Origin of the sequence: Paraburkholderia sp. IW21, from assembly GCF_041321145.1 — a bacterium.
Lineage (GTDB): Bacteria > Pseudomonadota > Gammaproteobacteria > Burkholderiales > Burkholderiaceae > Paraburkholderia.
Genome location: NZ_JBGGWA010000011.1, coordinates 259,681 through 283,576 on the forward strand (window position 1 = coordinate 259,681; position 23,896 = coordinate 283,576).

Sequence of the window (23,896 nt, forward strand, 5' to 3'; positions counted from 1 at the left end):
GAGTCAGGGTTGAATGCGATGATGCCGTTCGTCCCTCGACCGGACCGTTGCGAACCGTCGAGAAGATGGACTTGATGGGCGCTCGGCACGGTTGTTCACGCGTGCAGCCGCTTTGACGAAAACCTGCTTCACATGAGCGAGCTCGGGAATGTCAGCCTTTCGCCGCCGGATAGCTGCGCAGCTGGTCGATAACGATTCTGCGCGGCACCGGGTCACGAACATCTCGTCCAGATGCCATGTGCTGTCCGGCTTGCGTCGCGCCGCCTTGGCGCAATGGGCGAATCCAGTGCCGAACGTGTCGGCGTGAACACAGTCCAGTAACCCATTCCGGGTCTACTCGCGGACGATCTCCCACGCTAATAGGAGCCGCTGCGTACCGGGCAATGGATCGGCGCCGCGGCCTACGCATAGATAAAGAAATCATAATATTCAAGCGCCGAATCAATCCCCCGCTCGCTGTCGCCTTCCTCGCCTGATTGCAATGATGCGTTCCGTCGTGCGCGCCGGCTGCACCGTGTGATGGAGGGCATCTCGTCTCCACCACTGAGAACACGCGTTTTTCCAGATTCTTCGTTCCGACTGAAATCGCCTGGTCGTTAAGTGCCGGGACCGATATTGACACAATCCTTCTTCATGTGGAATAGTATTCCACATGGAATGAAATTCAGTTAACGTGTTACCCCATCTGCCCTCAGGTTCACCGTCATTGATGAACCGGCCCATACAGCATTCGGCGCCCGACAAGGGCTCATTCGTAGCAACTGTGGAAATGAACACTTCAAATCAGATGAACTGCGACCTGCTCGTAATCGGCTCCGGCGCCTCGGGTCTGGCCGCCGCGGTAACCGCGGCATGGCATGGTCTCAAGGTAATCGTCGTAGAGAAAGACGCCGTATTCGGTGGCGCAACCGCATGGTCAGGCGGCTGGATGTGGGTGCCAGGCAATCCGCTGGCCAAACGCGCTGGCATCATTGAAGACCCGCAGCAGCCACGCACCTATCTCAGGAACGAACTCGGCCACCGCTACGACCCGGAGCGTGTCGACGCGTTTCTCGACAACTGCCCGCACATGGTGTCCTTCTTCGAAGAGCATACGTCGCTGCAATTTGTCGATGGCAACGGCATTCCCGACGTACATGGCAACGTTGAAGGTGCTGCCACGCAGGGCCATCAGGTGATTGCTGCACCCTACGATGGACGGCAGGTCGGCCCGCTGATCAAACTTCTGCGCAAAACCATGCGCGAAACCTCGTTCATGGGCATGCCGATCATGGCCGGCGCGGACCTGATGGCTTTTCTCAGCATGACGCGCTCGTTCAAATCATTCATGCACGTGACGAAGCGCTTTACGCGCCATCTGCTTGATCTGGCGCTGTACGGCCGCGCGATGCAACTGGTGAACGGCGTTGCGCTGGTGGCGCGTCTCGCCAGGTCGGCGCAGGTCCTGGGTGTGACCTTGATGGAGTCGGCGCCGGCAAGACGGCTGGTGTTTGAGGGTAAGGCGGTTCGTGGCGCAGTCGTTTCGACGACTACGGGCGAACTGACGATTCGTGCTGCTAAGGGCGTTGTACTAGCCGCCGGTGGTTTCCCCAATGATGTCGCACGACGCAAGGCGCTCTTTCCGCGCACACCGACTGGCCGCGAACACCTCGCCTTGCCCCCAGAGAGTTGCTCGGGCGATGGCGTGACTCTTGGAGAATCGGCGGGTGGGTGTCTGGTCACGGATGTGGCATCGGCTGCCGCCTGGGCTCCCGTGTCGAAAGTCTGGCATGCTGACGGCAGCATCGGCCACTTCCCGCACATCATCGACCGCGCCAAGCCCGGTGTGATCGGGGTGCTCTCGAACGGCCGGCGCTTTGTGAACGAGGCGGACGGTTACTACGACTACACCTCTGCAATGGTCGCGACTGCGCCAGAAGGACAGGAAGTTGCGTCGTGGCTTATCTGTGATCACCGGTTTCTGCGTCGGTATGGGCTGGGTTACGCGCGGCCATTCCCTGTGCCGGTCGGCTCTTTTATCCGCAGCGGCTATCTGCAACGCGGTTCAACGATTGAAGAACTGGCGAGGCGTTGCGGTATCGCCCCTGATGCGCTGGCGGCGACAGTCAAGATTTATAACGAGCATGCGCGCCGCGGTGAGGACCCGCAGTTCGGACGCGGCTCCACGCCTTATAACCGCAAAGGCGGCGACCCTTTGCACGGGGGGCCCAATCCGTGTGTGGCGCCGATCGAGCAGGGTCCTTTTTATGCGGTCAAGGTATTCCCGGGCAGCTTCGGCACCTTTGCCGGCCTGAAAACCAACGGGTCCGCGCAGGCGCTCGACAAGAATGACAAGCCCATTGCCGGCCTGTATGCGGTGGGAACCGACATGGCGAGTGTGATGGGCGGTTTCTATCCGTCGGGCGGGATCAACCTCGGTCCTGCAATGACGTTCGGTTACGTCGCTGGCCGCCATGCGGCCAATGCAATGGACCATGAATGTCATGACGACGATGAGACGCTCGCCAGCAGCGGGACGTCAAAGGCGTCGAACCGGATGCCACTTCCCACTCACTGACGGCAGGCTTTCCTCTGGCGCGCTGCGCACACGCAGGTTCACGTGTTCGCAGCGCGTTGTACTTATTGCTGCGCGCCTAGCAAAAACTCCACCATGCGGTCGCAGACGCGGCCAAACATCTGCGTGCCCGTCACCGTCCGGCATCCACGCGCGCGCGCCGCCTCGATCAACGGTGTCAGCGGCGGCTTGGTGACGACGTCGCCCACAAAGGTCTCAGCCCGAAGACGCGACACATCGATCGGCAACGGGTCGTCCGCACGCATGCCGAGAGGCGACGCGTTGACCACGATATCGAACGTGTGCGCTTCCACATCGGCTGCGGCGCTATAAACCTTGCCACGTTGCAGCGCATTGAGCCGGTCGGTCAGAGACGCCGTACGGGCCGCGTCGTTATCACGTATGTCGAGCGACATGAGGCCCCCACTCACTAGCGCGTGGCCGATTGCCGACCCCGCCCCGCCAGCACCCACGAGCAGCGCGCGCTTGCCGATCAGATCGCAACCCGCATCCGTCAGCGCTGCCACGAATCCTGTGCCGTCGAACATTGCGCCGTGCCAGTTGCCATCGGGCGTGCGGCGCAGTGTATTGACCGCGCGGAGGAAGCTCGCTTCGTCAGAAAGCGTTGCGCAGTACTCAGCCGCACTGAACTTGTGTGGCACGGTGATGATCACGCCGTCGACGTTACGCATCGGCTTTACGCCCGCGAAGAAGGCGGGGAGATCGGCTGGCGCCACGTGGGCGGGGACCACCAGCGCGTCGCGCCCGGCCGCCCGCAACGCGCCGGTGACGCCGGCAGGCGAACGGACCTGCGCGATCGGGTCGCCGACGATGAAATAAATGCGCGTCGCGCCGCTAAGGCCTTCGTCGAGCGACGGGGAAAACGAAGATGCGTTCTGCTGGCTCATGCTGGTTTCAACCTCCTGTGGTGTCCATTCTGTCCCATGCGCAGGGCGTACGACCGTCCGTCTCCATCCGGACGGCCTGGATCATCGCCGCTGCACATTTTCCGTGAACTTTAATCTTGATTGGAATACTATTCAACAATTAAAGAAGGTTTCAGATGCGCTGGATGGCTTTCCGGCCAGATGCGCAGGAGCGTTCAAATCAAGGAGAAGCAGATGGGCAGGAGACGTTTGGTGTTGATCGGTGCGGGAGCAATCGGACGCATGCATGTCGAGCGCGCGAGATCCCATGCGCAGGGCGAAATCGTCGCGGTCGCCGACCCCTCGCCGCAAGCAGAAGCTTTCGCACGCGAGCAGGGTTTGCGCTGGTTTGCTGACTACCGGTCGATGCTCGACGACGTGCGACCCGAAGGCGCGATCGTCGCGACGCCCAATGCGACGCATGTCGGCGTGGGGCTCGACTGTATCGCGCGCGGCGTGCCGGTGCTGATGGAAAAGCCCGTGGCGGACACCGTCGAACAGGCGCAGCAATTGAATAGCGCTGCCGTCGAAGCGCGCGTGCCGCTGCTCGTCGGCCATCATCGCCGGCATAACCCGATTCTGCGGCGGGCCCGCGAGATCGTGCAGTCAGGACGTCTGGGCAAGCCCGTCACCGCCACGGGTCTCGCGACTTTCTACAAACCGGACGCCTATTTCGACGTCGAATGGCGCCGTCGTGCCGGTGGCGGACCGGTCCTGATCAACCTGATCCACGACATCGACATGATGCGTTTCCTGCTCGGCGATATCGTCGACGTGCAGGCGCTGACGTCCAACGCGGTGCGGGGTTTTGAAGTCGAGGACACCGCGGCCGTCATCCTGCGATTCGCGAATGGGGCGCTTGGCACGCTGGCCGTATCCGACTGCGCGGCATCGCCATGGAACTGGGACCTCGCGGCAGGCGAGGCGGCGCACTATCCGCGTCAGCAGGTGAACACGCATTTTCTGTCGGGCACCGATGCTTCGCTCACGTTGCCGCAACTCGACATCTGGGAGTACCGCAGCGGCAAAGGCTGGCACGAACCGTTGACCGTGGAGCGCAGCACGCCGCACAGCGGCGATCCGTACGCCGAGCAGCTACGGCATTTTGCGGCGGTGATCGCGGGTGACGAAACGCCGGTCTGTTCGGGCGACGATGCGGCCCGCACGCTGGCCGCGACCTTCGCCGTGCATCGCGCGGTTGCAGCGGGCGCGCGCGTCGCGCCGTCCCTGTGATGGAGGCGCGCATGCAACCGGCGACCGGCAAACGGCGGCGCGTACTCGTGACTGGCGCGAGCGGCGGAATTGGGCGGGCGATCTGTCACACGCTCGTGCACCGCGCGCTACAGGATGGTTCGTCCATTGCCATCGCGGCCGCAGGCTCGCGCAAGAGCGCGTCGCTCGATGCGCTGGTCGGTGAACTGCGCGCGGCCGGCGCGGAGGCGCATCCATTCGGCGCGGATATCTCCGACCCTGACGACTGCGCACGCCTGGTCGTCAACGCAAGCGATGCGCTCGGCGGACTCGACGGGCTTGTCTGCAACGCTGGCATCACCGCGCCGGCTGCGTTGGCCGAGGGTTCGCTCGAAGACTGGGCCCGTACGTTCGACATCAATACCCGCGCGGTCTGGCTGCTCGCACGGGCCGCACGAGTGCATCTCGCCAAAGCGGGCGGTGCGATCGTCGCGGTTAGCTCCATGTCCGGCACGTTCCCTCATCCGGGCTACGGTGCCTACTCGGCCGCGAAAGCAGCGCTCTCGATGCTGTGCCGGCAACTTGCGCAGGAGTGGGCAGTACACGGCATCCGCGTGAATACCGTGTCGCCGGGGATGATTCGCACGCCGCTCACTGAGTCTCTGTACCACGACCCTGAAGTCGAGCGCCTTCGGACCGAACGGGTGCCGCTTGCGCGAATCGGCCGTCCGGAGGACATCGCCGAGGCGGTGGCGTGGTTGCTTGGACCCGCATCGCGTTACGTGACCGGTCAGGATTTGCGCGTCGACGGCGGTCTCTGTGACCGTCTGCTCGGAACGATTCCGGGGCGGGCGGCTTCCTGACTGCGGCCTGGCTTTGCTCAGGCTGAGTGGATAGGATCAAGTCATGTTTGAATAAAATAATAAAATGGAATAGTATTCACCAAATGACTGGATCTCCCGAAGGATCAAACGGATTGGCAATGAAGCGCGAACCGATGCTCGAATGTGATGTGCTGGTACTGGGCTCAGGCGCGGGTGGCCTGGCCACTGCGGTCACCGCCGCCGTGCGGGGGCTGCGTGTGATCGTGGCGGAAAAGGAGGCGGTTTTCGGCGGCACGACGGCATGGTCCGGCGGATGGATGTGGATACCACGCAATCCGCTCGCCGTCCGCGCCGGGATCACCGAAGACGACGCCGCGCCGCGCACCTATCTGCGCCACGAACTCGGCTCGCATTTCGATGCGGACAAGACTAACGCGTTGCTGGAACACGGCCCACAGATGGTCGAGTTCTTCGAGCGGCATACGTCGATGCGTTTCATCGATGGCAACCGGATTCCGGACTTCCACACAACGCCAGGCGCTGGAACCGGAGGCCGCTCGGTCTGCGTCATGCCATTCGACGGCCGCGCGCTGGGACCGCTGATCCACAAGCTACGCCCGCCGCTCGGCGTAACGACGCTCAAGGGAATGGCGATCGCCTCGGGAGCGGACCTCGGCCATTTTTTCAACGCGACGCGTTCGTTACTTTCCGCACTGTATGTCACGCGGCGCCTCGCGACATTTGCTGTCCATAAGCTTCGCTATGGCCGCTCGATGCATCTGGTCAACGGGAACGCGCTGGTTGCGCGGCTGCTGAAGTCGGCGGCTGACCGTGGCGTCGATCTGCGCTCGAACGCAAAAGCAGTAGGACTACTGCGCGAGGCGGGCCGCGTGGTGGGCGCACACGTCGAGATCGATGGCGTCGCTAACGAGGTACGGGCCACGCACGGTGTCGTATTGGCCTGCGGAGGCTATCCGCATGACGCTGCGCGGCGCGCGCAAACCTTCGCTTACACGCCGTCGGGACGCGAGCATTGGTCGGCTGCACCGTTGTCAAACACGGGCGACGGCATTCGCCTCGGCGAGGCAATCGGCGGCCATTTCGACGCCGCGCTCGAAGCGCCCGCGGCGTGGGCGCCGGTGTCGCTCGTGCCGCAACGAAACGGCGAGCCTCCCGTCGCCTTCCCGCATCTGATCGAACGCGCCAAACCTGGTGTGATAGCGGTGACGCGTGCAGGCAAGCGGTTCGCCAATGAAGCGTCGTCCTATTACGACCTGATGAGCGCGCTCTTCGAGTCGACGCCGCGAGGTGAAGAAGTCTGCGCGTGGCTGGTTTGCGACCATCGTTTCCAGCGTCGTTACGGTTTGGGCGTGTCGAAGCCGTTTCCGTTTCCGACGGGCTCATACCGGCGCTCGGGTTATCTGAAACGGGCCAGCAGTCTGGTCGAGCTGGCCACGCAGTGCGGCATCGATCCACAAGGTCTCGCGCGCACCGTGGCGGCCTATAACAACGATGCAAAGGACGGCGTCGATCCGCAGTTTCATCGCGGCTCCACACCGTACAACCGCGTGCAGGGCGATGCCCAGCACAAGCCGAACCCGTGCGTCGCGCCGCTCGAAGACGGCCCGTTCTACGCCGTCAAATTGCTTCCCGGCAGCCTCGGCACCTTCGCCGGGCTGGCGACCGATGCGGCTGCCCGCGTCCTCGACAACGAGAGCCGGCCAGTCGCCGGTCTATACGCGGTCGGCAATGACAGCGCCAGCATGATGGGCGGCTGTTACCCGGCTGGCGGCATCACACTCGGTCCCGCGATGACATTCGGTTACCTCGCGGGCCTTTCTCTCGCCGGTCTGGCCCAGGCGGCTCCGGTTGCGGAATCCTCAAATCATGCACAAGGACATATGCAATGACCCTCTATGACGTAGTGACGCTTACCGTGAAAATCGGCTCGAATGCGCAGGTCTTCGAGAGCGTCGGGACAAGCGGCAATCAGCCCGGCTCGACACTCCTCGGCTGCTGGTACTCGGACATCGGCGCGCTGGGGCAGGTGATGGTGCTGCGCGGTTTCGAATCGGAAGCCGCGCTGATCACCGAACGTAAGCGCATGCTGCTCGAAGGCAACCCGTTTGGCTGTGGCGAATTCATCACCGATGTGAAGATCGACAGCTATTCGCTGTTCCCCTTCCTGCCGCCGATCGCGCCTGCCGTGCACGGCGGCGTCTACGAGATGCGCGTCTACGGAACGAAACTCGCGAGCCTGCGGCACACGATCGACGCGTGGGAAAAGGCCTTGCCTGAACGCACGCAACGCTCGCCGCTGATCGGTGCGATGTATTCGCTCGACGGCACCGTGCCGCGCTTCCTGAACATCTGGGCGTATACAAGCGTCGACGAGCGTTCGCGGATTCGCGCCGAAGCGGTGAAAGACGGCGTCTGGCCGCCCAAGGGGGGTCCCGCGCATCTGACCACGATGGAATCGACTATCTGCATGCCGGCACCGTTTTCACCGCTGCGCTGAAGACGCTCAGGAATGCAATGAGCCATCGAATGAGCAATAGAACTGAAGGAAACGACATGACACAGCACAACTCTCGCGCGCTTTCTCTCTCGGCGTTGACCGCGCTTGAACTGACTCCGCCGCAGATGGTGGAATGCGCGGCGCAGGCGGGCTATGACTACGTCGGGCTGCGCCTGTTGCCCGCAACCGACCAGGAAGTGCAGCACGAGATCGTCGGCGATACGCCGTTGAAACGTGAAACGCTGGCGCGCTTGCGGGACACTGGCATCAAGGTGCTCGACGTGGAGATTCTGCGCCTGAAGCCGGAGACGGATGTGACGGACTACAAGCCCATGCTCGAGACCGCCGCGGAACTTGGCGCAAGCTACGTCCTCGTGGCGGGTAATGACCCCGACGAAGCACGCACCGCGGACCGGCTCGCGCAACTCTGCGATCTCGCGAAGCCGCTCGGACTGTCCCCGTCGCTCGAACCGATGCCGTGGACAAACGCGAAGGACATCGCGCAGGCGGCTCGCATCGTGAAGGCAGCGGGTCGCAGCAATACGGGCCTCATCATCGACCCGCTTCACTTCGACCGTGCCGGTTCGTCGACGGAAGACCTCGCTGCATTGCCTCGCGAGTACTTTGGCTACGTGCAGTTCTGCGATGGACCCGCGGAGCGCCCGACCGACCTTGAGACGCTGCTCTTCCAGGCACGCTGCGAGCGGATGATGCCGGGCAAAGGCGGGATTGATCTCGCCGGCATCCTGCGCGCGCTTCCCGACCATTTGCCGCTCAGCGTCGAAGTGCCGACGGAGCAATGGGCGAAGACCGCGCCGGCGCTCGAACGCGCACGCAAGCTGCGCGAGGCGACGCTCGATGTGGTCGCAAGGGCTTATGCAGGCGGCTGATACGCGTGGCAGCGCACAACGCAGTCCGTTGAAAAGCACGCGCAAGATGCTGCACGGACGGACTGGCATCCATTCTCGACAACAAGACAACAACAAATAACGATCCGGAGACAACCCATGAATGCTTCACTCAAGGCCAACCGGCCAAACACACGAGCGTCGCGCGTCATCGACGTACAACAGCTTCTCGACGAACAGCCCGTCGGGCGCTTCCAGATTCTCGTCTTGATGATGTGCATGTTCATCGTGACGCTCGATGGCCTCGATACCGTGATGATGGGCTTCATCGCGCCGGCGCTCTCGAGCGCCTGGGCCATTCCGCGCGATGCGCTGGGTCCCGTCATGAGTGGCGGCCTGCTCGGGCTCGCTTTCGGCGCGCTGTGCGCCGGACCGCTTGCCGACCGCTTTGGCCGCAAGACGGTGATGACGATCGCCGTGCTGTTTTTCGGTGTGTGGAGCCTCGGCTCGGCGTTCGCGAGCAACGTCACCGAGCTGACCGTGCTGCGCTTTCTGACCGGGCTCGGACTCGGTGCATCCATGCCCAATGCGGCGACGCTGATGGCCGAGTATGCGCCGCAGCGCTGCCGCGCGCTGATGGTGACGACCGTGTTTTGCGGCTTCACGCTCGGCGCTGCGGGCGGCGGCTTCGTGAGTACCTGGCTGATCGCCGCGCACGGCTGGCCCTCGGTGTTGATACTCGGGGGCGTACTGCCGATTCTCTATGTTCCGCTGATGATCAAATGGTTGCCCGAATCGGCGCGCTATCTGTCGCTCAAGGAGACGCGCCGCGCGCGGCTCGTGGGCGTGTTGAATCGGATCCAGCGGGACATGGCGGACGCAGCAACACGCTTCGTCTCGCAGGAAACACAGCAACGCGAGCGCAGCCCGGTGCGATTGATCCTGTCGCGCGACTACGCATTCGGCACGGTGATGTTGTGGATCTGCTATTTCGCGGGCTTGCTGACGGTTTATCTGCTGGGCAGCTGGCTGCCGACATTGATTCGGGGCGCCGGGTTTACGCTTGAGCAGGCGGCGATTGTCGGCGCGCTGTTTCAGGCGGGCGGCACGATCGGCTCGCTCGCAATCGGCTGGCTGATGGACCGCGTCAACCCGCACCGCGCATTGGGCGCAACGGTGTTCATCGGCGGTGTCTTTGCGTGGTACATGGGTTTGCCGGGGCATGGAATCATGGGCATCAGCGCGCTTGCGTTCGGCATGGGCTACTGCATGAACGGCTCCAACACCGGCTTTTGCGCGCTTGCCGCCGGTTCTTATCCGACCCGCATGCGCGCCACAGGCACCAGCTGGATGCTCGGCATCGGCCGCTTTGGCGGCATTGCAGGGGCGATGCTCGGCGCCAGCATGTTGCACGCGAATTGGGGTTTCGGTGAAGTACTCACGGCGCTTGCGGTCCCCGCAGCGGTGGGGGCCGCCGCGGTGTTGCTCAAAGGCGCGCGCCATCGTGGGCCGGTGCTGCGGGTCAAAGCCGTCAGCCACTAAACGCCGCTAAACCGCTGACATGGGCCGCATCGGAATTTGCATTGCTTGAGTTCCGATGTGGAATCGTGTTCTCATTCGGTATCTAAGTCGAACTGAGAGTGCAATATGGCAGGGAATCTTGAGCGGGCATTGGCGATCATCGAACTGCTGGCGAAACAAGGCGGCAGTATGCAGCTGGCCGCGATCGCCGACACGCTGAACATCCCGCGCAGCGGCACTCATCGCTTGCTGGCTGAGCTAAGCGAAGAAGGCTATGTGCGGCAGGACGAGCACGGCGAGTATGTGCTGGCGCTCAAACTGGTGTCGCTGGCGTTGATCTGGTTGTCCACGGGCGGGGTGCTCGATATTTCGCAGCCCGTGCTCGACCGGCTGGCGTCGGCGTCGGGCGAACTGGCGCGGCTCGGCGTGGTCGAGGACGATCACATCACGTTTGTCGGTAAGGCGCAGGGAGCCAAATCCGGTCTTCGCTACGACCCGGACATGGGCAGTCAGCCGCCGCTCCACTGCACCGCGAGCGGGCAGGCGTGGCTTTCGACCATGAGCGACGAAGAGGCCCTCGAACTGGTTTCGCGCCAGGGAGGCATCGGCAAGGCAGGGCAGACCGGGCCGAGAGCGCCGAAGTCGATCCAGCAGTTGCTCCAGGATCTGGCCGGCGCGCGCAAACGCGGCTATGGCGTCGCCAGCGACACGTATGAGGTCGGGATGACTTCGATGGCCGCGGTGATCCGTCATCCGGTGAGCGGCGTGGCCGTGGGTGTGGTGAGTCTGGCCGGACCGACTAGCCGGTTGCCGGAGGCGCGTCTGAAGGAGCTTGCGCCTGCCTTGCTCGAGGCCGCATCGGATATGGGCGCGGCCACGCTCAGTTCGCCGTATTTCAAGCGCAGCCTGAAAGTGGTGCCCGTCGTGCCGGCGGGCGATGTGGTGCCCGTCGTGGCCAAGCGCAAGGGGCGGCCCCGGGCGGCATAAAGCACGTATGCCGGGCGGGTCGTTCGGCTTGCGGCATGTTCGCGCGGGCGGTGGCGTATCTGCCTGTGACGTTCCACCGTAGTCCACCGTGCGGAGTACGGCGAGCAGTATTCACCGCGCTTTTGCTACATCAAACGACCTGCCGGATAAGAGCCAGAACGGGCGCCACAAGGGCGCCCGTCGTAAACTTTCTCTTTTACAGACCCGCTAACGGCTTCACACAGTCGTCCGCGGAGGCGGTGCGACTGAGTTGGACTGCCCCGGCGCAGCCGAACCAGACCCCGCGCGAGCCGCACACTTTGCCACTCGCCAACCAAACACGATTGCGGGACCGAGCGTGGTCCCCGGGCCGGGGTAGGTGCCGCGAAATATCGAGGCGAGGTCGTTGCCGCATGCGTACAGGCCCGGAATGACATGGCCGTCGTTGTCGAGTACCTGACCGTTGGCGTTGCCCGCAAGCCCCGCGCTACAGGCAAGGTCTGCTGGCCAGACCGTCACGGCATAGTACGGCCCTGGCCCGATCGGACGGATGCAGGGGTTGGGTTTCTGTGCGGCGTCGCCATTGAACCGGTTCATTGGGCTGGAGCCACGGTGAAACGCGGAGTCCTGGCCTTGCGCGGCATCTCGGTTGTAGGTGCCGACGGTGCGCTCGAGTCCCGCTGCATCGACGCCTAGCTTCCCGGCGAGTTCAGCCAGCGTATTGCCCTTGATCAGATACCCCGCCTTTTCGAAACTGGCGATGCGCCTGCGGCTTCGCTCGCGCATCAGCAATCCGAGGCCGTAGTCGCGAATGAAGGCGGCATCCACGACCAGGTGGGCGGGCACGCTCTGAGCGTTGCCCGCGTTGCGCAGCATGCCCATGACGAAGTCGTGATACGAGTCCGACTCGTTGACGAATCGTTCGCCGCGGCCGTTCACCGCAATCAGGCCCGGTTTCGCGCGATCGAGAATGATGTGCGGCCAGACGCCGTCCTGTCCGTCGCGTGAACGCAGGATCGAGCAGGGCATCCAGAGACCGGGGCTGTCGTGCCCATCATCGAGCTGCGCGTTGATCTTGAGCGCACTGTCTACGCCGTCGCCGGTATGGGTGTCGGGCGAAAGCGATAACGGTTGGGCGCCTGCGGGGAACAACTGCTTACGCAAAACCGGATGGCGGGTAATGCCGCCGGTGGCTAGCACCACGCCGCGACGCGCGCGAATCCGCCTCCGTCCTGTGCCTTTCTGTTCGACTACGGCGCCGGTGACTTCGCCTTGCTCGATCACCAGTTCGATCAGCGGTGTTTCGAAGCGGACTTCCACTTTCTGTTTGCGCAAGCTGTAGAAGAGCCGCGCGGCCAGCGCATTGCCCATGACGAGCTGCGTGCCGCGTGGATAGCGCAGGCGATCCATCACATAGCGGCCCACGACGGCCAGCGTCCGCGAGAAGTTCTTCGTCGAGGCGAAGGGCGCGAGCAGCGCGTCGAGATCGGTGCGCGCCACCATCATGCCGCCGAGTCCCATGAACTCTTTGCGTGGCGGTCTCACGCGGACGAACTCGTCGCCGAGCAAGCGTCCGTCGAATGCGACCGGCGCCAACGCGCGCCCGCCAAAGGCCGCGCCGGGCCCCGTCACATAGTCCGGGTGTGCGGCCGCGGCGAAGAACTTCACCTCGCTGATGCGCTGAAGTTCGTCGATCGCTGTTGGCCCGCTTTCAAGAAACGCCTCACGCGCTTCGTCGCCGCCGCGCTCGCCAACCACCGACGCGAGAAAACGCCGCGCGTCGTCGACGCTGTCGGGCACGCCGGCGCTCACGCTCAAACGCGTGCCCGGCACCCAGGTGGTGCCGCCCGAGGTGGACGTGATGCCGCCGACGGCGTCGGTCTTTTCGCACACGAGAACCTTGATGCCTTCGTGATGCGCGACCAGCGCGGCGGTCATGCCGCCCGCGCCGGCACCGAACACCAGCAGGTCAACTTCCTCGTCCCAATGGGTTTGCCTTGCTTCGTTCATCCCTCGAATGTCTCCGTCTGCATGCTGCAGAAATGTGTAGAACAAGTTTTACTAATGGAATGGTATTCTAAAAACCGTAAAAATCAAATATTTTCAACAAGGGAGGAGTGAGCGATGCGCGTATTGGTCACGGGTGGGAGCGGCTTTCTTGCTGCATGGATCATGCGGCGCCTACTGGCGAGCGGTGTCAGCTTGCGGGCATTCGACCTGCGCTGCGACGCGCGCTTGCTGGGCGAACTCGCGCCGGAGCAGGCAGGCGAAGTCGAATGGGTCACGGGCGACATTTCCGTCGCGGGCGATGTGACGCGCGCGCTGCAAGGTTGCGATGACGTCATTCACCTGGCAGGGGTGCTGACGCCCAGTTGCGCGAGCGACCCCGTACGCGGCGCGCAAATCAATCTGATCGGCACGCTGAACGTATTCAACGCCGCGCGCGCGGCGGGTTTGCACAGCGTCCTTTATGCGAGCAGCGCCGGCGTTTTCGGCCCCGACGACGGCGTGCTGCCCCATCCCGAGACGCACTACGGCGCCTTCAAGCTGGCCTGCGAAGGCTCGGCACGCGCGTATTGGAACGACTGCGGCCTCGCCAGTATTGGATTCCGGCCACTCGTCGTGTATGGCGCGGGACGGGAAAGCGGGTCGAGTGCGGGCCCGAGTCTCGCGTGCCGCGCGGCGGCGCGTGGCGAGGCGTACACGATTCCGTTTACGGGCTCGACCGGCCTCGTATTCGCCGACGATGTGGCCGCGGCGTACGAGGCCGCACTCTTCGCGCCGGCGCAAGGGGCGCACGTGTTCACGCTGGCAGGGGAGATCGCCTCGGTCGATACCGTGATCGAGCAGCTGTCCGCTCTGGCGCCCGGCGCTCGCCTCGACACCGCCGGGCCGCCATTGCCCATCGCCACCGAATTTCCGTGCGATCCAGCGCTCGATCGCCTGCTTCCCGGTTTGCCTGCTACGCCGCTGGAAGATGGCTTGCGACAGACGTTCGCGTTCTACCGCACGCGGCAATAGATTGCGCTCGGCTTGTCCTTGCACAGCTTTGAGTATTCACGAAAACCCTGTAAGGGTTGCCGATTGTTGAATACAGTTCTAAATAAAATTAATATTCACAAAAAACTGGGAATCGACAGCAACACCCACTTAGCCGGATCCCCCCGGATGCATAAACAGGAGCGGAAGACAGATGAGTCATGACCATGGTGAAGACATGAAAGAAGGTGACAAGGCGGCCGGGACTTCAGGCGGAATGACGCGACGCGGCTGGCTGTCTGCAGCCGGCAAAACGCTCGCGAGCGGCGCGGCGGTGCTGGCCGCACCGGCTTTCGTGCGGGCGCAGGGCGATCAGCCGCTGAAGCTCGGTCTCGTGATGGCGAAGCAGGGCGTGTGGACGGAACAGGGCGAGATGATTGTGAACGGCGTGAAGCTGGCCTTGGCCGATGCCGGCAATCAGGTGCGCGGCCGCCGTATCGATCTGGTCTGGTACGACGAACCCAATCCGCAGTCGGCGCAGCAGAATATGCAGAAGCTCGTCGAAGAGGACAAGGTCGTCGCGGTGATCGGGGGCACCAATAGCGGCACGTCGCTTGCCATGGCTTCAGTGGCAAACCGCGCGAAAGTGCCCTATATCGCACCGAACGCGGCGGCCCGCGAACTGACGGGTAGCAGTTGCAACCCGTACACATTCCGTACGCTCGCGCCGACGCCGGTGACGTGCCGCGCGCTCGCCCCGTCGCTCCTCGCAAAGGGCAAGCGCTGGCACTTCCTGGTCGCGAACTACGCCTATGGACAGGACATCCAGCGCGCCATGTCGGAGTTGCTGAAGCAGGCGGGCGGTACCATGACGGGCGCAGACGTCTCGCCGCTGAACACCACCGATTTCAGCTCTTTCATCCTCAAGATCCGCCAGTCGAAGCCAGACGTCGTCGTGCTGGGCCTACCCGGCGGCGATCTGTCGACGTTCCTCAAGCAGTACGCAGAAATGGGCCTCAAGGGGACGATTCCGGTGGCTTGTCCGATCATCGGCGACTCGGACCTCTGGTCGATCAGTCCCGACGCTGCGACCGGCTACTACGGCAAGCCGTGGCACTTCAGCTCACCCGGCCATACACCCGCCGAACTCGCCTTCATCAAGACTTACACGGCGAAGTACGGTAAGCCGCCAGCCGACAAGGCGTGGATTGGCTGGTTCGCCACGCGCGGTCTGCTGGAGGGGATCAAGCAGGCGAAGAGCACGAGTGGCGCGGACATCGCCGCGAGCCTCGAAACCGTCAAACTGGACGACGGCGCTGTGCCCGCCTATTACCGCTCGTGGGACCACCAGATGGTCCGTCGCTGGACCGTATTCAAGGTCAAGGACCACATCGCCGACAAATGGGACTGGCTCGACCGGGTCTCGGTCGTGCCGCAGAACCCCGCCGATCTCGACAGGCTCTACGGAACGCGCCAGGAAATCGGCTGCGCCATGCCGCCGCGTCAGACCTGATCCTTCAAGCACGCTGGTACCGGGAGTACGGACATGGCAGAAATGGTCTTGTCCCAGATCGCCAATGGATTGGTGATGGGATTTCTTTACGTGTTGCTCGCGATCGGACTCTCGATCATTTGCGGGTTGCTTGGGATCGTCAACTTCGCGCACGGGGCGCTGTTCGCACTCGGCGCGTATTTCGCGATCGCTCTGTCGACGCAATTCGGCTGGTGGGCGGTCGTGCTCGCGCCCGTTCTGGTGGCTGGGGTCGGCATGCTGATCGAGGTCATCTTCATCCGCAGGCTATATGGCAAGGAGCCGCTGCTGGGACTGATCGTCACGTTCGCGCTGTCCCTGCTGTTGACCGCGCTGATCCAGCTGGTGTGGGGAGCGGGCGGCTTGCCATTCAGTCCACCGGAGGCACTGTCGGGCCTCATTGTTTATGGACCGCTCCTGCTGACGAAGTACCGCCTGTTCGTGCTCGTCACGACGGTCGTGATTCTGCTCGCGCTCTGGTGGTTCCTCAAATTCACGCCGTACGGCCGCATCCTGCGCGCCGGCAGTCGTGACCCGGAGATGGTCGGCTTACTCGGCATCAATCTGCCGCGTGTCCTGACCGGTGCGTTCGGTCTCGGCGCGTTGCTGGCCGGTACAGCGGGTCTGCTCGCGGCGCCGCTGGTGACCGTCACGCCGAGTATGGCGACGGCCGCTGTGATGCCGGCGTTTGTGATCGTCACTATCGGCGGCCTTGGCTCTTTCGCGGGTGCCGTGGCGGCGGGTCTGCTGGTGGGTGTCGTCACGGCGCTGGCCGTGCAATTCTTCCCCGAAGGCTCGGCGGTCGCGATGTACGTGTTGATGGCCATCGTGCTGCTCGTGCGTCCTCGCGGGCTCTTCGGCGAACGTTGGGAGCGCTTCGAATGAACTTGAAACTCGTATCCCGGCATCCGGTCGCGCTGCTCGCGATCTGCCTCATGGTCGTCTCGGCGTTGCTCGCACTGACCGGCACGCCGCTCGAGCGTGCCACGCAAGTGGCGATCTACGCGCTGTACGGCATGGGCGTGAATCTGCTGGTTGCGTACACCGGCCTCGTGCCATTCGGTGCGTCGGTGTTCTTCGGTACGTCGACGTATCTCGTCGCTGTGTCACTGCAACGCTATGTGCACAACGAAGTACTCGCCTTGGTGTTGAGCGTCATGCTCACGGCGGCGATGGCGTTACTGATCGGCGCGATCGTGTTGAAACGCCGTGGACTCTACTTCTCGCTGCTAACGCTCGCATGCTCGCAGATTGCTTTTGAGATCGCCTTCAAATGGACCGATGTGACCGGCGGCGAGAACGGCCTGCAGGATGTGCCGCGGCCGATGTTCGCGACCTTCCCGGCATTCCACGTGTTCGCCTGCGTGACGGTGGTGGCCGTCGCATGGGCCTTGTGGCGGCTGGTCCACTCGCCGTTCGGCCGCGCGTTGCAGGCGCTGCGCGATAACGAGCAACGTGCGGCAAGCCTCGGGTATGACACGTATCGCCTGAAACTGTTTTCCTTCGTTATCTCCGCGGCGATCATTGGTTATGCGGGTGGCTTGCTCTGTCTGATGCTGCAAGGTGCGTATGCGAACACCCTCAGCTGGGAACACGCGGGCGACAGTCTGCTCATGACCGTGCTCGGCGGCGTGCACCAGTTCCTTGGGCCGCTGTGGGGTGCGATTGCCTTCATCCTGCTCGAAGACAAGCTGAGCGGTTTGACGGAACATTGGTGGCTGCTGTTTGCGCCGATCATCATCGCGTTCGCGTTCTTCTCCCCTGAAGGGATTCAGGGGCTGGTGCAGCGCCTTCTGAAAAAGCCTCGCTGGACGCTGGTGCGCGAAACGATTCCCGCGCGACCCGCTGTCATCGAGCCGTACCGGAGCGCACGTATCGACGTCGACCCCAATACCCCGATTCTTTCGGTACGGGGTTTGTCGAAACAATTCGGTTCGCTGGTCACCGCCGACAAGATCGACCTCGACGTGTTTCCCTATCGATTGCACAGCTTTATCGGTCCCAATGGTGCGGGAAAGACCACGTTCTTCAACATGCTGACAGGTGTGCTGCAACCGACGGCTGGGCGCATCGTCTTCGATGGCCAGGATGTGACGCGCCTCGCGATGTTCAGGCGCGTACGTCTCGGCATGAGCCGCTCCTTCCAGATTCTGAGCGTGTTTCGTAATCTGACGGTGTTCGAGAACGTGCGCGTGGCCGTACAGGCGGCCGAACGCGGCCGTCTCGGCATGTGGCTCGATGCCCATGGCGCTGAAACGCAGAATGCCCGTGCGTGGTCGCTGCTTGCGGCGGTGGGCCTCGTCGAGAAGGCGGGCGAGGCGTGCGAGAACCTGTCGCATGGCGAGCAGCGTCTGCTTGAAATCGCCATCTCGCTGGCGACCCGGGCGAAGATCCTTCTGCTCGACGAGCCGCTCGCGGGTCTGGCGGAAGCAGACCGTGAGATCGTTGCGAAGCTTGTGCGCGAGTTGGCGAATCATCATGCGGTGGTGTTGATCGAACACGATATCGACCGCGTTCTGGCCATTTCCGACCGCATCAGCGTCTTGCATCGCGGACATCTGATTGCCGATGGTGCGCCCGCGGAAGTGGCCGCGCATCCGGAAGTCGTCGAAGCGTACATGGGCCGCTCGAAGCTGACGCTGCCGATGGCCGAGCGCGTGACTACGCGCGTGGTGCGGGCGGCCGCGACCAGACCGCTTCTGACCATGAGGAATCTGAAGGCCGGTTACGGTGGCAACACGATTCTCGACGGCCTTGACCTCACGCTCAATGAAGGCGAGGTGGTGGCGATTCTCGGCCGTAACGGCGTCGGTAAGACGACCACGCTGCGGGCGGCCACGGGCATCGTGCAAGTCAATTCCGGCACGATCACGTTCGACGGGCACGACATCACCAACCAGCCGAGCCATGTGATCAACCGGCTCGGTCTTGCGATGGTGCCGGAAGGACGGCGGCTCTTCCCGAACCTGACGGTCTACGAGAATCTGCGGCTCGCGGCGCGCAAGGGCGGCGTGAGCGTCGACGAAATCTACGCGCTTTTCCCACGCCTCGCGAACCGCAAGGACACGCGTGCCGAGAATCTTTCGGGCGGCGAGCGGCAGATGGTGGCGATTGCCCGCGCCTTGATGGCGCCGGCTAAGGCGATTCTGCTAGACGAACCGTTCGAAGGGCTCGCGCCGGCTGTTGTGCAGGAGGTGCTCGATGCGGTGGTGCGTCTACGCGACCGCGCGAGTGTGATCATCGTCGAGCATCAGGCGGACATGGTTTTGCCTATCGCGGACCGTGTCTATGTTCTCGTCAACGGACGCGTGGCGTATCAGGACACCGCGCAAGCGCTGGAGCGTGACGAGTTCACGCAGGCAAGGCTGCTAGGCGTCATGCATGAGGACGCGGCGTCCCATCCGGAGGCCAGGACAGCGTGATTGAATAGTGCAAGGCGCCGCCGTACTGTCACGGCGGTGCCTAAGACCACAGCCGATACGTGCATGCCGTGCATTGCGCGCATTGAAGTCTGTGACTTTGAACTGGTTCAGGAGGCCGAAATTCGCATGACCACGCCCGTAGTCCCAAAGACTGAAACAGCGATTATCACCGGTGGCGCCCGAGGAATCGGCCTCGCCATTGCGCAACGTCTCGCCTCCGAAGGTCGCCGGATTGTCTTGTGGGATATCGATTTCTCCGATTTCGATTCCGCGGTGGCGGGTTTCGAACCGCTGCTCAAACAGAAGGTGAATGTCGCTGACCTTGAGTCGGTTAGCGCTGCTTTCGCAGAGGCCCTTGCTGCGGCGGCGCGAGTTGAAATACTCGTCAATAATGCGGGAATAAACGGACCTATCTGTCCTACGTGGGACTATCCCGCCGACGAGTGGCAGCGGGTGCTGGATATCGACCTGACTGGCGTGTTCAACTGCTGTCGCGTCGCGATTCCGCAGATGCGCGAAATCGGCTACGGACGGATCGTGAATATAGCCTCGATTGCTGGCAAGGAAGGCAATCCGAACAATAGCGCTTACGCAGCGGCGAAAGGCGGCGTGATCGCCTATACCAAGTCCATCGCAAAGGAACTGGCTCAGTCGGGCGTACTCGTCAACTGTGTCGCGCCGACCATGGCCGAGACCGCTCTCCAGCAGCAGATGACGCCAGAATTCATCGCATCAATCAAGGCCAGAATTCCGATGGGGCGGTTCGTTGCTGTCGAAGAAATTGCCGACATGGTTGCGTGGATCGCAAGCCCGGCATGCAGCTTTACGACAGGTTTCACCTTCGATCTGACCGGCGGCCGGGCGACCTATTGAACATGGGCACTGCAAAACAGATATGTGCGCTGTGAGGACTTCGATGCCTCATCTTTTCCGTCTTACGCTACTTGCGCATAGTGCTCCTCGATGCCCTCGGCCAACTGCGTCACCAGCCGGTTCATCGCTACCTGCGTACGCCATGCGACGTGCGGCGTCACGATCAAGTCGGCTCTGGGATTGCGCAGCAGCGGGTGGTCGCGCGCAGGCGGCTCCTGCTCCAGCACGTCGAGCGCGGCGTTGGCGATCAGTTTGCGATCGAGGGCGTCGACGAGCGCAGCTTCGTCGACGATCCCGCCGCGCGCCGTGTTCACGAGCGAAGCAGTACGCTTCATCCGCTCGAATTCGCCAATCCCGAAAAGATGCCGTGTTTCTTCCGTGAGAGGACAGTGCAGGCTGATCACATCGGACTCGCGCAGCACCTCGTCGAATGCCGAGTAGCCGGGACGGAGCGCAGTTGCGCCCTTGCGGTCGGCGAAGAGCACACGCATGCCGAACGCCTCGGCGAGTTGGGCGATGCGCTTGCCGCCATGCCCCGACCCGATGACGCCAAGCGTCGAGCCATAGAGATCCACGACCGGATGCAGTTCCGCATAGAACGTCGGCGAGCCGCTCCAGCCGCCGGCGTATATGTCGCGCCAATACGGCACGAGATTGCGGCGCAACGCCATCAACAGCGCGAAGGCGTGCTCGGGCACCGAGATCGTCGAATAGCCGGCGCACGTGACGACGCCGATGCCGCGCGCGCGGCACGTTTCCAGATCGAGGTGATTGACCCCGGCGGCGGGCACGCCGATCAGTTCGAGTTCGGGCAATTGATCGAGCGCTTCGCGTGACAGCGGCACCTTGTTGGTCACGACGATCTGCGCGCCGTTGCAGCGCTCGACGACCTGCTCTGGTGTAGTCGACGGATATTCGACCCAACGGTGCGGGAAAGAAAGCTCCGGCATGTCGACGGAAAGCGTCGCGCGATCCAGAAAGACGATGGTTTTCAAATACCGACTCCAGTTCTTTTGCGTGTGCCAGCAAAGCCTGCTCAACGATCGGCAGGATTCGTGGAAACCGTGTCGAGCATGCGCTTCTTGCCGGTCTGCACGTGCATTTCGAACGCCTGTGCCGCGAGGTCGGCCTGTCCGGTGCGCAGCGCTTCGAACAGCTCGCGATGCTCCTTCGCCGAGCGCTGCATCTGAGAGAACGAATAAACGCCCTTGTGCAGATACAGCGTCAACTCATCCTCGACGGCCTGATTGATCTTGATGAGCCGCGGGTTCTTGGTCGCGTCCATCAATTGCCGGTGGAACTCGGTGTTCAGAGTCTGATATTCGCGGCCGTCACGCGCGGCGACCGCGGCATCCATCTGTTCGAGCAGAATGCCGAGCAACTGTTCCTCGTCGCCCGTCAGGCGCAGTGCGGCCAGGCGCCCCGCCGTGCGGGCGAGACCCGCGCGGATCTCGTAGAGATCCATCGCTTCCTCGAGCGACAGGCGCCGCACTTCCGCGCCCCGGTTCGGCACGATGCGCACGAGTCCCGCCTGTTCGAGCGCGCGCAACGCCTCGCGCGCCGAGTTGCGGCCGACGCCGATCTGATGCGCGAGCGCCTGCTCGTTCACGCGCTCGCCGGGGCGCAGTTCGCCGCGCTGGATCATCGCGCGCACCTGGTCGCGAATGTCATCCAGCTTCGATGCGATCGCCTCGGGCGCACGCGCGTTCACCTTGCCGTCGATCGCGCCAGTTGTCTCACTTTTCATCTCACGTTTCATGTCGGTTTTTGGGCCGCCGCTCTCATCAATGCCATTTTCGTTCCTATTTTGCACGGCTTTTAACCCAGGAACCCGGTCGACACCCACGGAACCGCGACGATGACGATCAAAGCGAGTGCCAGCGCGCCGAGATATGGCCACATCCGGCGCATCGCCGTGCTCGGATCCACCTTGCTGACCGCGCACGCCGCATAGAAGCCGAGGCCGAGCGGCGGCGCGAACAGGCCGAGCCCCATCGCGAACACGACGACCATTGCGTAGTGCACGTCTGAGATGCCCATCGCGCGCGCGATCGGAAAGAGCAGCGGCCCGAACAGCACGATCGCGGGAATTCCTTCCAGGAAACTGCCGAGCACCACGAACGTCACAGCCGAGATCGCCAGGAAGCCGAACTTGCCGCCGGGCGCCGCCATCATCAGCGCGGCGAGTTGCGCGGAGAAGCCCGACTGCGTGAGCGCCCAGCCCATCGCCGTCGCGCAGCCGATGATGATCAGGATCGCGCCCGACAGCGACGCCGTCTCCACCAGGATCGGGTACAGCCGGTTCCACTCGAAGCGCCGATACAGCAGCAAGCCGACCAGGCACGTATAGGCGACGCCGATCGTCGCGACTTCGGTCGCAGTCGCCACGCCCTCGACGACCGCCGCACGGATCACGAATGGCAACGCAAGTGCCGGCAATGCGAAGAGGAGCGTGCGGCCGATCTCGGCGCGCGACGCGCGCTTGACGCCTTCTAACTGCTCCTTGCGGCTCTTGTACCCGATCACCGCGCACAGCGCGATCGCGCCGACCACCGCGGGCATGAAACCGCCCGTGAACAGCGCGGCGATCGAGACGCCGGTCACCGAGCCGATTGTGATCAGCACGAGACTCGGCGGAATGGTTTCCGACATCGCCGCCGCCGAGCTGAGCATCGCGACGAGATCCCCCTCGTTCGCGCCGCGCTTCTTCATCTCGGGGAACAGGCCCGGTGCGAGCGCGGCCATGTCGGCCACTTTCGAACCGGAGATGCCCGACACCAGATACATCGCGCCGATCAGCACATAGGCGAGGCCGCCGCGCTTGTGCCCGATCAGGGATGCGAGAAAGCGGATCATCGCCTCAGCGAGTCCCATGGCTTCCATCAGCGCGCCGAGCAGGATGAAGAGCGGCACGGCGAGCAGGATCAGGCTTGACATGCCCTGGTTCATCGTGCTGACCACGATCGTCAAGGGCGCCGCCGTGACCGTCGACAGGTACGCGAGCGTACACACGCCGAACGCTACCATGATTGGCACGCCGAGGCAGATGATCGTGATTGTGCCGACAGCGAAGAACAGGATGAGGCTCATTGCCGTCATCGGGGCGAGCGCGTTGCGCGCGAAATACAGGATGACGGCGAGGCCGCCCACGACCGCGAACGCGGCGAAACAGTCCCGCAGTGTCGAACGTTCCAGCAGACGCGTGACCGCTAGCGCGAGCATCAGCACGGCGGCAACCGGAATCGCCGCGGCGGGAATCGCGTTCGGCAGGCCGAGTGCGGGCGTCGTGATGATCCACTCGTCCATCGCCCACAGGGTGGCTGGCTGCACGAGCAGCAGCACGAAAGTCATGACGATGAAATTGCCGAGCGTCTCCGCGAAGATTCGGCGCGATTGCGGCATCTTCGCGAGGAACATCGTGAGGCGCATATGCTCGCCGCGCCGCAGCGCGATCACGGCACCCAGCATCGACAGCCAGATGAACAGGATCGAGGCGAGCTCGTCGCCCCAGATGAGTGGGTCGTGCAGGACATAGCGGCACGTGACGTTGGTCAGAAGTAGCACGACCTCGACAACGAGCAGCACCGCGGCCGGCACTTCGGTGATCCATTTGATGAACGTTTCGAGCGCGACGCCTACGCGCACCACCTTCGATGACCCGGCGGGGAGGTCGGGCGCAGCGAATTCGTTTGCGAATACCTGTTCCGGGTGAACTCGGGAAGTCATCACATGTTCTCCAGACA

At 63.3% G+C, this 23,896-nt stretch carries 18 protein-coding genes and 1 pseudogene; 13 read left to right on the plus strand and 6 right to left on the minus strand.

Annotated features, from left to right (window positions below; translation table 11 throughout):
- Positions 1–39: 39 nt before the first annotated feature.
- Positions 40–300: pseudogene (locus ACAX43_RS25110) on the minus strand (IS6 family transposase); the annotation flags it as partial.
- 469 nt (positions 301–769) lie between these two features.
- Here ACAX43_RS25110 and ACAX43_RS25115 point away from each other — a divergent pair.
- Positions 770–2,557, plus strand: a complete 1,788-nt coding sequence (locus ACAX43_RS25115; protein ID WP_370711097.1) for an FAD-dependent oxidoreductase — start codon at positions 770–772, stop codon at positions 2,555–2,557.
- 62 nt (positions 2,558–2,619) lie between these two features.
- Here ACAX43_RS25115 and ACAX43_RS25120 read toward each other — a convergent pair whose 3' ends face one another.
- Entirely contained in the window at positions 2,620–3,462 is an 843-nt protein-coding gene (locus ACAX43_RS25120; RefSeq protein WP_370711098.1) for a shikimate dehydrogenase, read from the minus strand.
- 213 nt (positions 3,463–3,675) lie between these two features.
- Here ACAX43_RS25120 and ACAX43_RS25125 point away from each other — a divergent pair, with 213 nt between their 5' ends.
- From ACAX43_RS25125 to ACAX43_RS25155, 7 genes are all read left to right on the plus strand, one after another.
- On the plus strand, positions 3,676–4,713 hold the full coding sequence (locus ACAX43_RS25125; protein WP_370711099.1) for a Gfo/Idh/MocA family protein: 1,038 nt from the start codon (positions 3,676–3,678) through the stop codon (positions 4,711–4,713).
- 11 nt (positions 4,714–4,724) lie between these two features.
- Positions 4,725–5,534 (plus strand): SDR family NAD(P)-dependent oxidoreductase, encoded by an 810-nt coding sequence (locus tag ACAX43_RS25130; RefSeq protein WP_370711100.1) that lies wholly within the window; start codon positions 4,725–4,727, stop codon positions 5,532–5,534.
- 119 nt (positions 5,535–5,653) lie between these two features.
- Entirely contained in the window at positions 5,654–7,405 is a 1,752-nt protein-coding gene (locus tag ACAX43_RS25135) for an FAD-dependent oxidoreductase (protein WP_370711101.1), read from the plus strand.
- A complete protein-coding gene (locus ACAX43_RS25140) occupies positions 7,402–8,013 on the plus strand; it encodes an NIPSNAP family protein (RefSeq protein ID WP_370711102.1) in 612 nt (203 codons plus the stop codon). The genes ACAX43_RS25135 and ACAX43_RS25140 overlap by 4 nt, the downstream gene beginning before the upstream one ends.
- A gap of 56 nt (positions 8,014–8,069) precedes the next feature.
- On the plus strand, positions 8,070–8,903 hold the full coding sequence (locus tag ACAX43_RS25145; RefSeq protein ID WP_370711140.1) for a sugar phosphate isomerase/epimerase family protein: 834 nt from the start codon (positions 8,070–8,072) through the stop codon (positions 8,901–8,903).
- A 117-nt stretch (positions 8,904–9,020) separates the two neighbouring features.
- Positions 9,021–10,403 (plus strand): MFS transporter, encoded by a 1,383-nt coding sequence (locus ACAX43_RS25150; RefSeq protein ID WP_370711103.1) that lies wholly within the window; start codon positions 9,021–9,023, stop codon positions 10,401–10,403.
- 105 nt (positions 10,404–10,508) lie between these two features.
- A complete protein-coding gene (locus ACAX43_RS25155; RefSeq protein WP_370711104.1) occupies positions 10,509–11,369 on the plus strand; it encodes an IclR family transcriptional regulator in 861 nt (286 codons plus the stop codon).
- A 216-nt stretch (positions 11,370–11,585) separates the two neighbouring features.
- Here the strand turns inward: ACAX43_RS25155 and ACAX43_RS25160 are convergent, their stop codons facing one another.
- Complete coding sequence (locus ACAX43_RS25160) at positions 11,586–13,358, minus strand: FAD-dependent oxidoreductase (RefSeq protein WP_370711105.1); 1,773 nt, start codon at positions 13,356–13,358, stop codon at positions 11,586–11,588.
- Positions 13,359–13,472: 114 nt separating this feature from the next.
- Between ACAX43_RS25160 and ACAX43_RS25165 the strand changes: the two genes are divergently transcribed.
- From ACAX43_RS25165 to ACAX43_RS25185, 5 genes are all read left to right on the plus strand, one after another.
- Entirely contained in the window at positions 13,473–14,369 is an 897-nt protein-coding gene (locus ACAX43_RS25165; RefSeq protein WP_370711106.1) for an NAD-dependent epimerase/dehydratase family protein, read from the plus strand.
- A gap of 172 nt (positions 14,370–14,541) precedes the next feature.
- Positions 14,542–15,840, plus strand: coding sequence for an ABC transporter substrate-binding protein (locus ACAX43_RS25170; RefSeq protein WP_370711107.1), 1,299 nt, complete (start codon positions 14,542–14,544; stop codon positions 15,838–15,840).
- A gap of 33 nt (positions 15,841–15,873) precedes the next feature.
- Positions 15,874–16,743 carry a branched-chain amino acid ABC transporter permease gene (locus ACAX43_RS25175; protein WP_370711108.1) on the plus strand — a complete coding sequence of 290 codons (870 nt, stop codon included), beginning with the start codon at positions 15,874–15,876 and terminating at the stop codon, positions 16,741–16,743.
- A complete protein-coding gene (locus tag ACAX43_RS25180; protein ID WP_370711109.1) occupies positions 16,740–19,280 on the plus strand; it encodes an ATP-binding cassette domain-containing protein in 2,541 nt (846 codons plus the stop codon). Before ACAX43_RS25175 ends, ACAX43_RS25180 begins: the two co-directional genes overlap by 4 nt.
- 126 nt (positions 19,281–19,406) lie before the next feature.
- On the plus strand, positions 19,407–20,153 hold the full coding sequence (locus ACAX43_RS25185; RefSeq protein WP_370711110.1) for an SDR family NAD(P)-dependent oxidoreductase: 747 nt from the start codon (positions 19,407–19,409) through the stop codon (positions 20,151–20,153).
- A gap of 62 nt (positions 20,154–20,215) precedes the next feature.
- Here ACAX43_RS25185 and ACAX43_RS25190 read toward each other — a convergent pair whose 3' ends face one another.
- The 3 genes from ACAX43_RS25190 to ACAX43_RS25200 all read right to left on the minus strand — a co-directional run bounded on the left by ACAX43_RS25190 (position 20,216) and on the right by ACAX43_RS25200 (position 23,879).
- Positions 20,216–21,148, minus strand: a complete 933-nt coding sequence (locus ACAX43_RS25190; RefSeq protein WP_370711111.1) for a D-2-hydroxyacid dehydrogenase — start codon at positions 21,146–21,148, stop codon at positions 20,216–20,218.
- A 41-nt stretch (positions 21,149–21,189) separates the two neighbouring features.
- Entirely contained in the window at positions 21,190–21,900 is a 711-nt protein-coding gene (locus ACAX43_RS25195) for a GntR family transcriptional regulator (protein WP_370711112.1), read from the minus strand.
- Between the two features lie 71 nt (positions 21,901–21,971).
- Positions 21,972–23,879: a TRAP transporter large permease subunit gene (locus tag ACAX43_RS25200; protein ID WP_370711113.1), complete on the minus strand. Its 1,908-nt coding sequence runs from the start codon at positions 23,877–23,879 to the stop codon at positions 21,972–21,974.
- Between the last annotated feature and the right edge of the window lie 17 nt (positions 23,880–23,896).

Excerpts from the sequence above, each read along its gene's own strand:
- ACAX43_RS25115 (WP_370711097.1), top strand. The coding sequence starts at position 770 with ATGAACACTTCAAATCAGATGAACTGCGACCTGCTCGTAATCGGCTCC.
- ACAX43_RS25120 (WP_370711098.1), bottom strand. The coding sequence starts at position 3,462 with ATGAGCCAGCAGAACGCATCTTCGTTTTCCCCGTCGCTCGACGAAGGC.
- ACAX43_RS25125 (WP_370711099.1), top strand. The coding sequence starts at position 3,676 with ATGGGCAGGAGACGTTTGGTGTTGATCGGTGCGGGAGCAATCGGACGC.
- ACAX43_RS25130 (WP_370711100.1), top strand. The coding sequence starts at position 4,725 with ATGCAACCGGCGACCGGCAAACGGCGGCGCGTACTCGTGACTGGCGCG.
- ACAX43_RS25135 (WP_370711101.1), top strand. The coding sequence starts at position 5,654 with ATGAAGCGCGAACCGATGCTCGAATGTGATGTGCTGGTACTGGGCTCA.
- ACAX43_RS25140 (WP_370711102.1), top strand. The coding sequence starts at position 7,402 with ATGACCCTCTATGACGTAGTGACGCTTACCGTGAAAATCGGCTCGAAT.
- ACAX43_RS25145 (WP_370711140.1), top strand. The coding sequence starts at position 8,070 with ATGACACAGCACAACTCTCGCGCGCTTTCTCTCTCGGCGTTGACCGCG.
- ACAX43_RS25150 (WP_370711103.1), top strand. The coding sequence starts at position 9,021 with ATGAATGCTTCACTCAAGGCCAACCGGCCAAACACACGAGCGTCGCGC.
- ACAX43_RS25155 (WP_370711104.1), top strand. The coding sequence starts at position 10,509 with ATGGCAGGGAATCTTGAGCGGGCATTGGCGATCATCGAACTGCTGGCG.
- ACAX43_RS25160 (WP_370711105.1), bottom strand. The coding sequence starts at position 13,358 with ATGAACGAAGCAAGGCAAACCCATTGGGACGAGGAAGTTGACCTGCTG.
- ACAX43_RS25165 (WP_370711106.1), top strand. The coding sequence starts at position 13,473 with ATGCGCGTATTGGTCACGGGTGGGAGCGGCTTTCTTGCTGCATGGATC.
- ACAX43_RS25170 (WP_370711107.1), top strand. The coding sequence starts at position 14,542 with ATGAGTCATGACCATGGTGAAGACATGAAAGAAGGTGACAAGGCGGCC.
- ACAX43_RS25175 (WP_370711108.1), top strand. The coding sequence starts at position 15,874 with ATGGCAGAAATGGTCTTGTCCCAGATCGCCAATGGATTGGTGATGGGA.
- ACAX43_RS25180 (WP_370711109.1), top strand. The coding sequence starts at position 16,740 with ATGAACTTGAAACTCGTATCCCGGCATCCGGTCGCGCTGCTCGCGATC.
- ACAX43_RS25185 (WP_370711110.1), top strand. The coding sequence starts at position 19,407 with ATGACCACGCCCGTAGTCCCAAAGACTGAAACAGCGATTATCACCGGT.
- ACAX43_RS25195 (WP_370711112.1), bottom strand. The coding sequence starts at position 21,900 with ATGAAAAGTGAGACAACTGGCGCGATCGACGGCAAGGTGAACGCGCGT.
- ACAX43_RS25200 (WP_370711113.1), bottom strand. The coding sequence starts at position 23,879 with ATGACTTCCCGAGTTCACCCGGAACAGGTATTCGCAAACGAATTCGCT.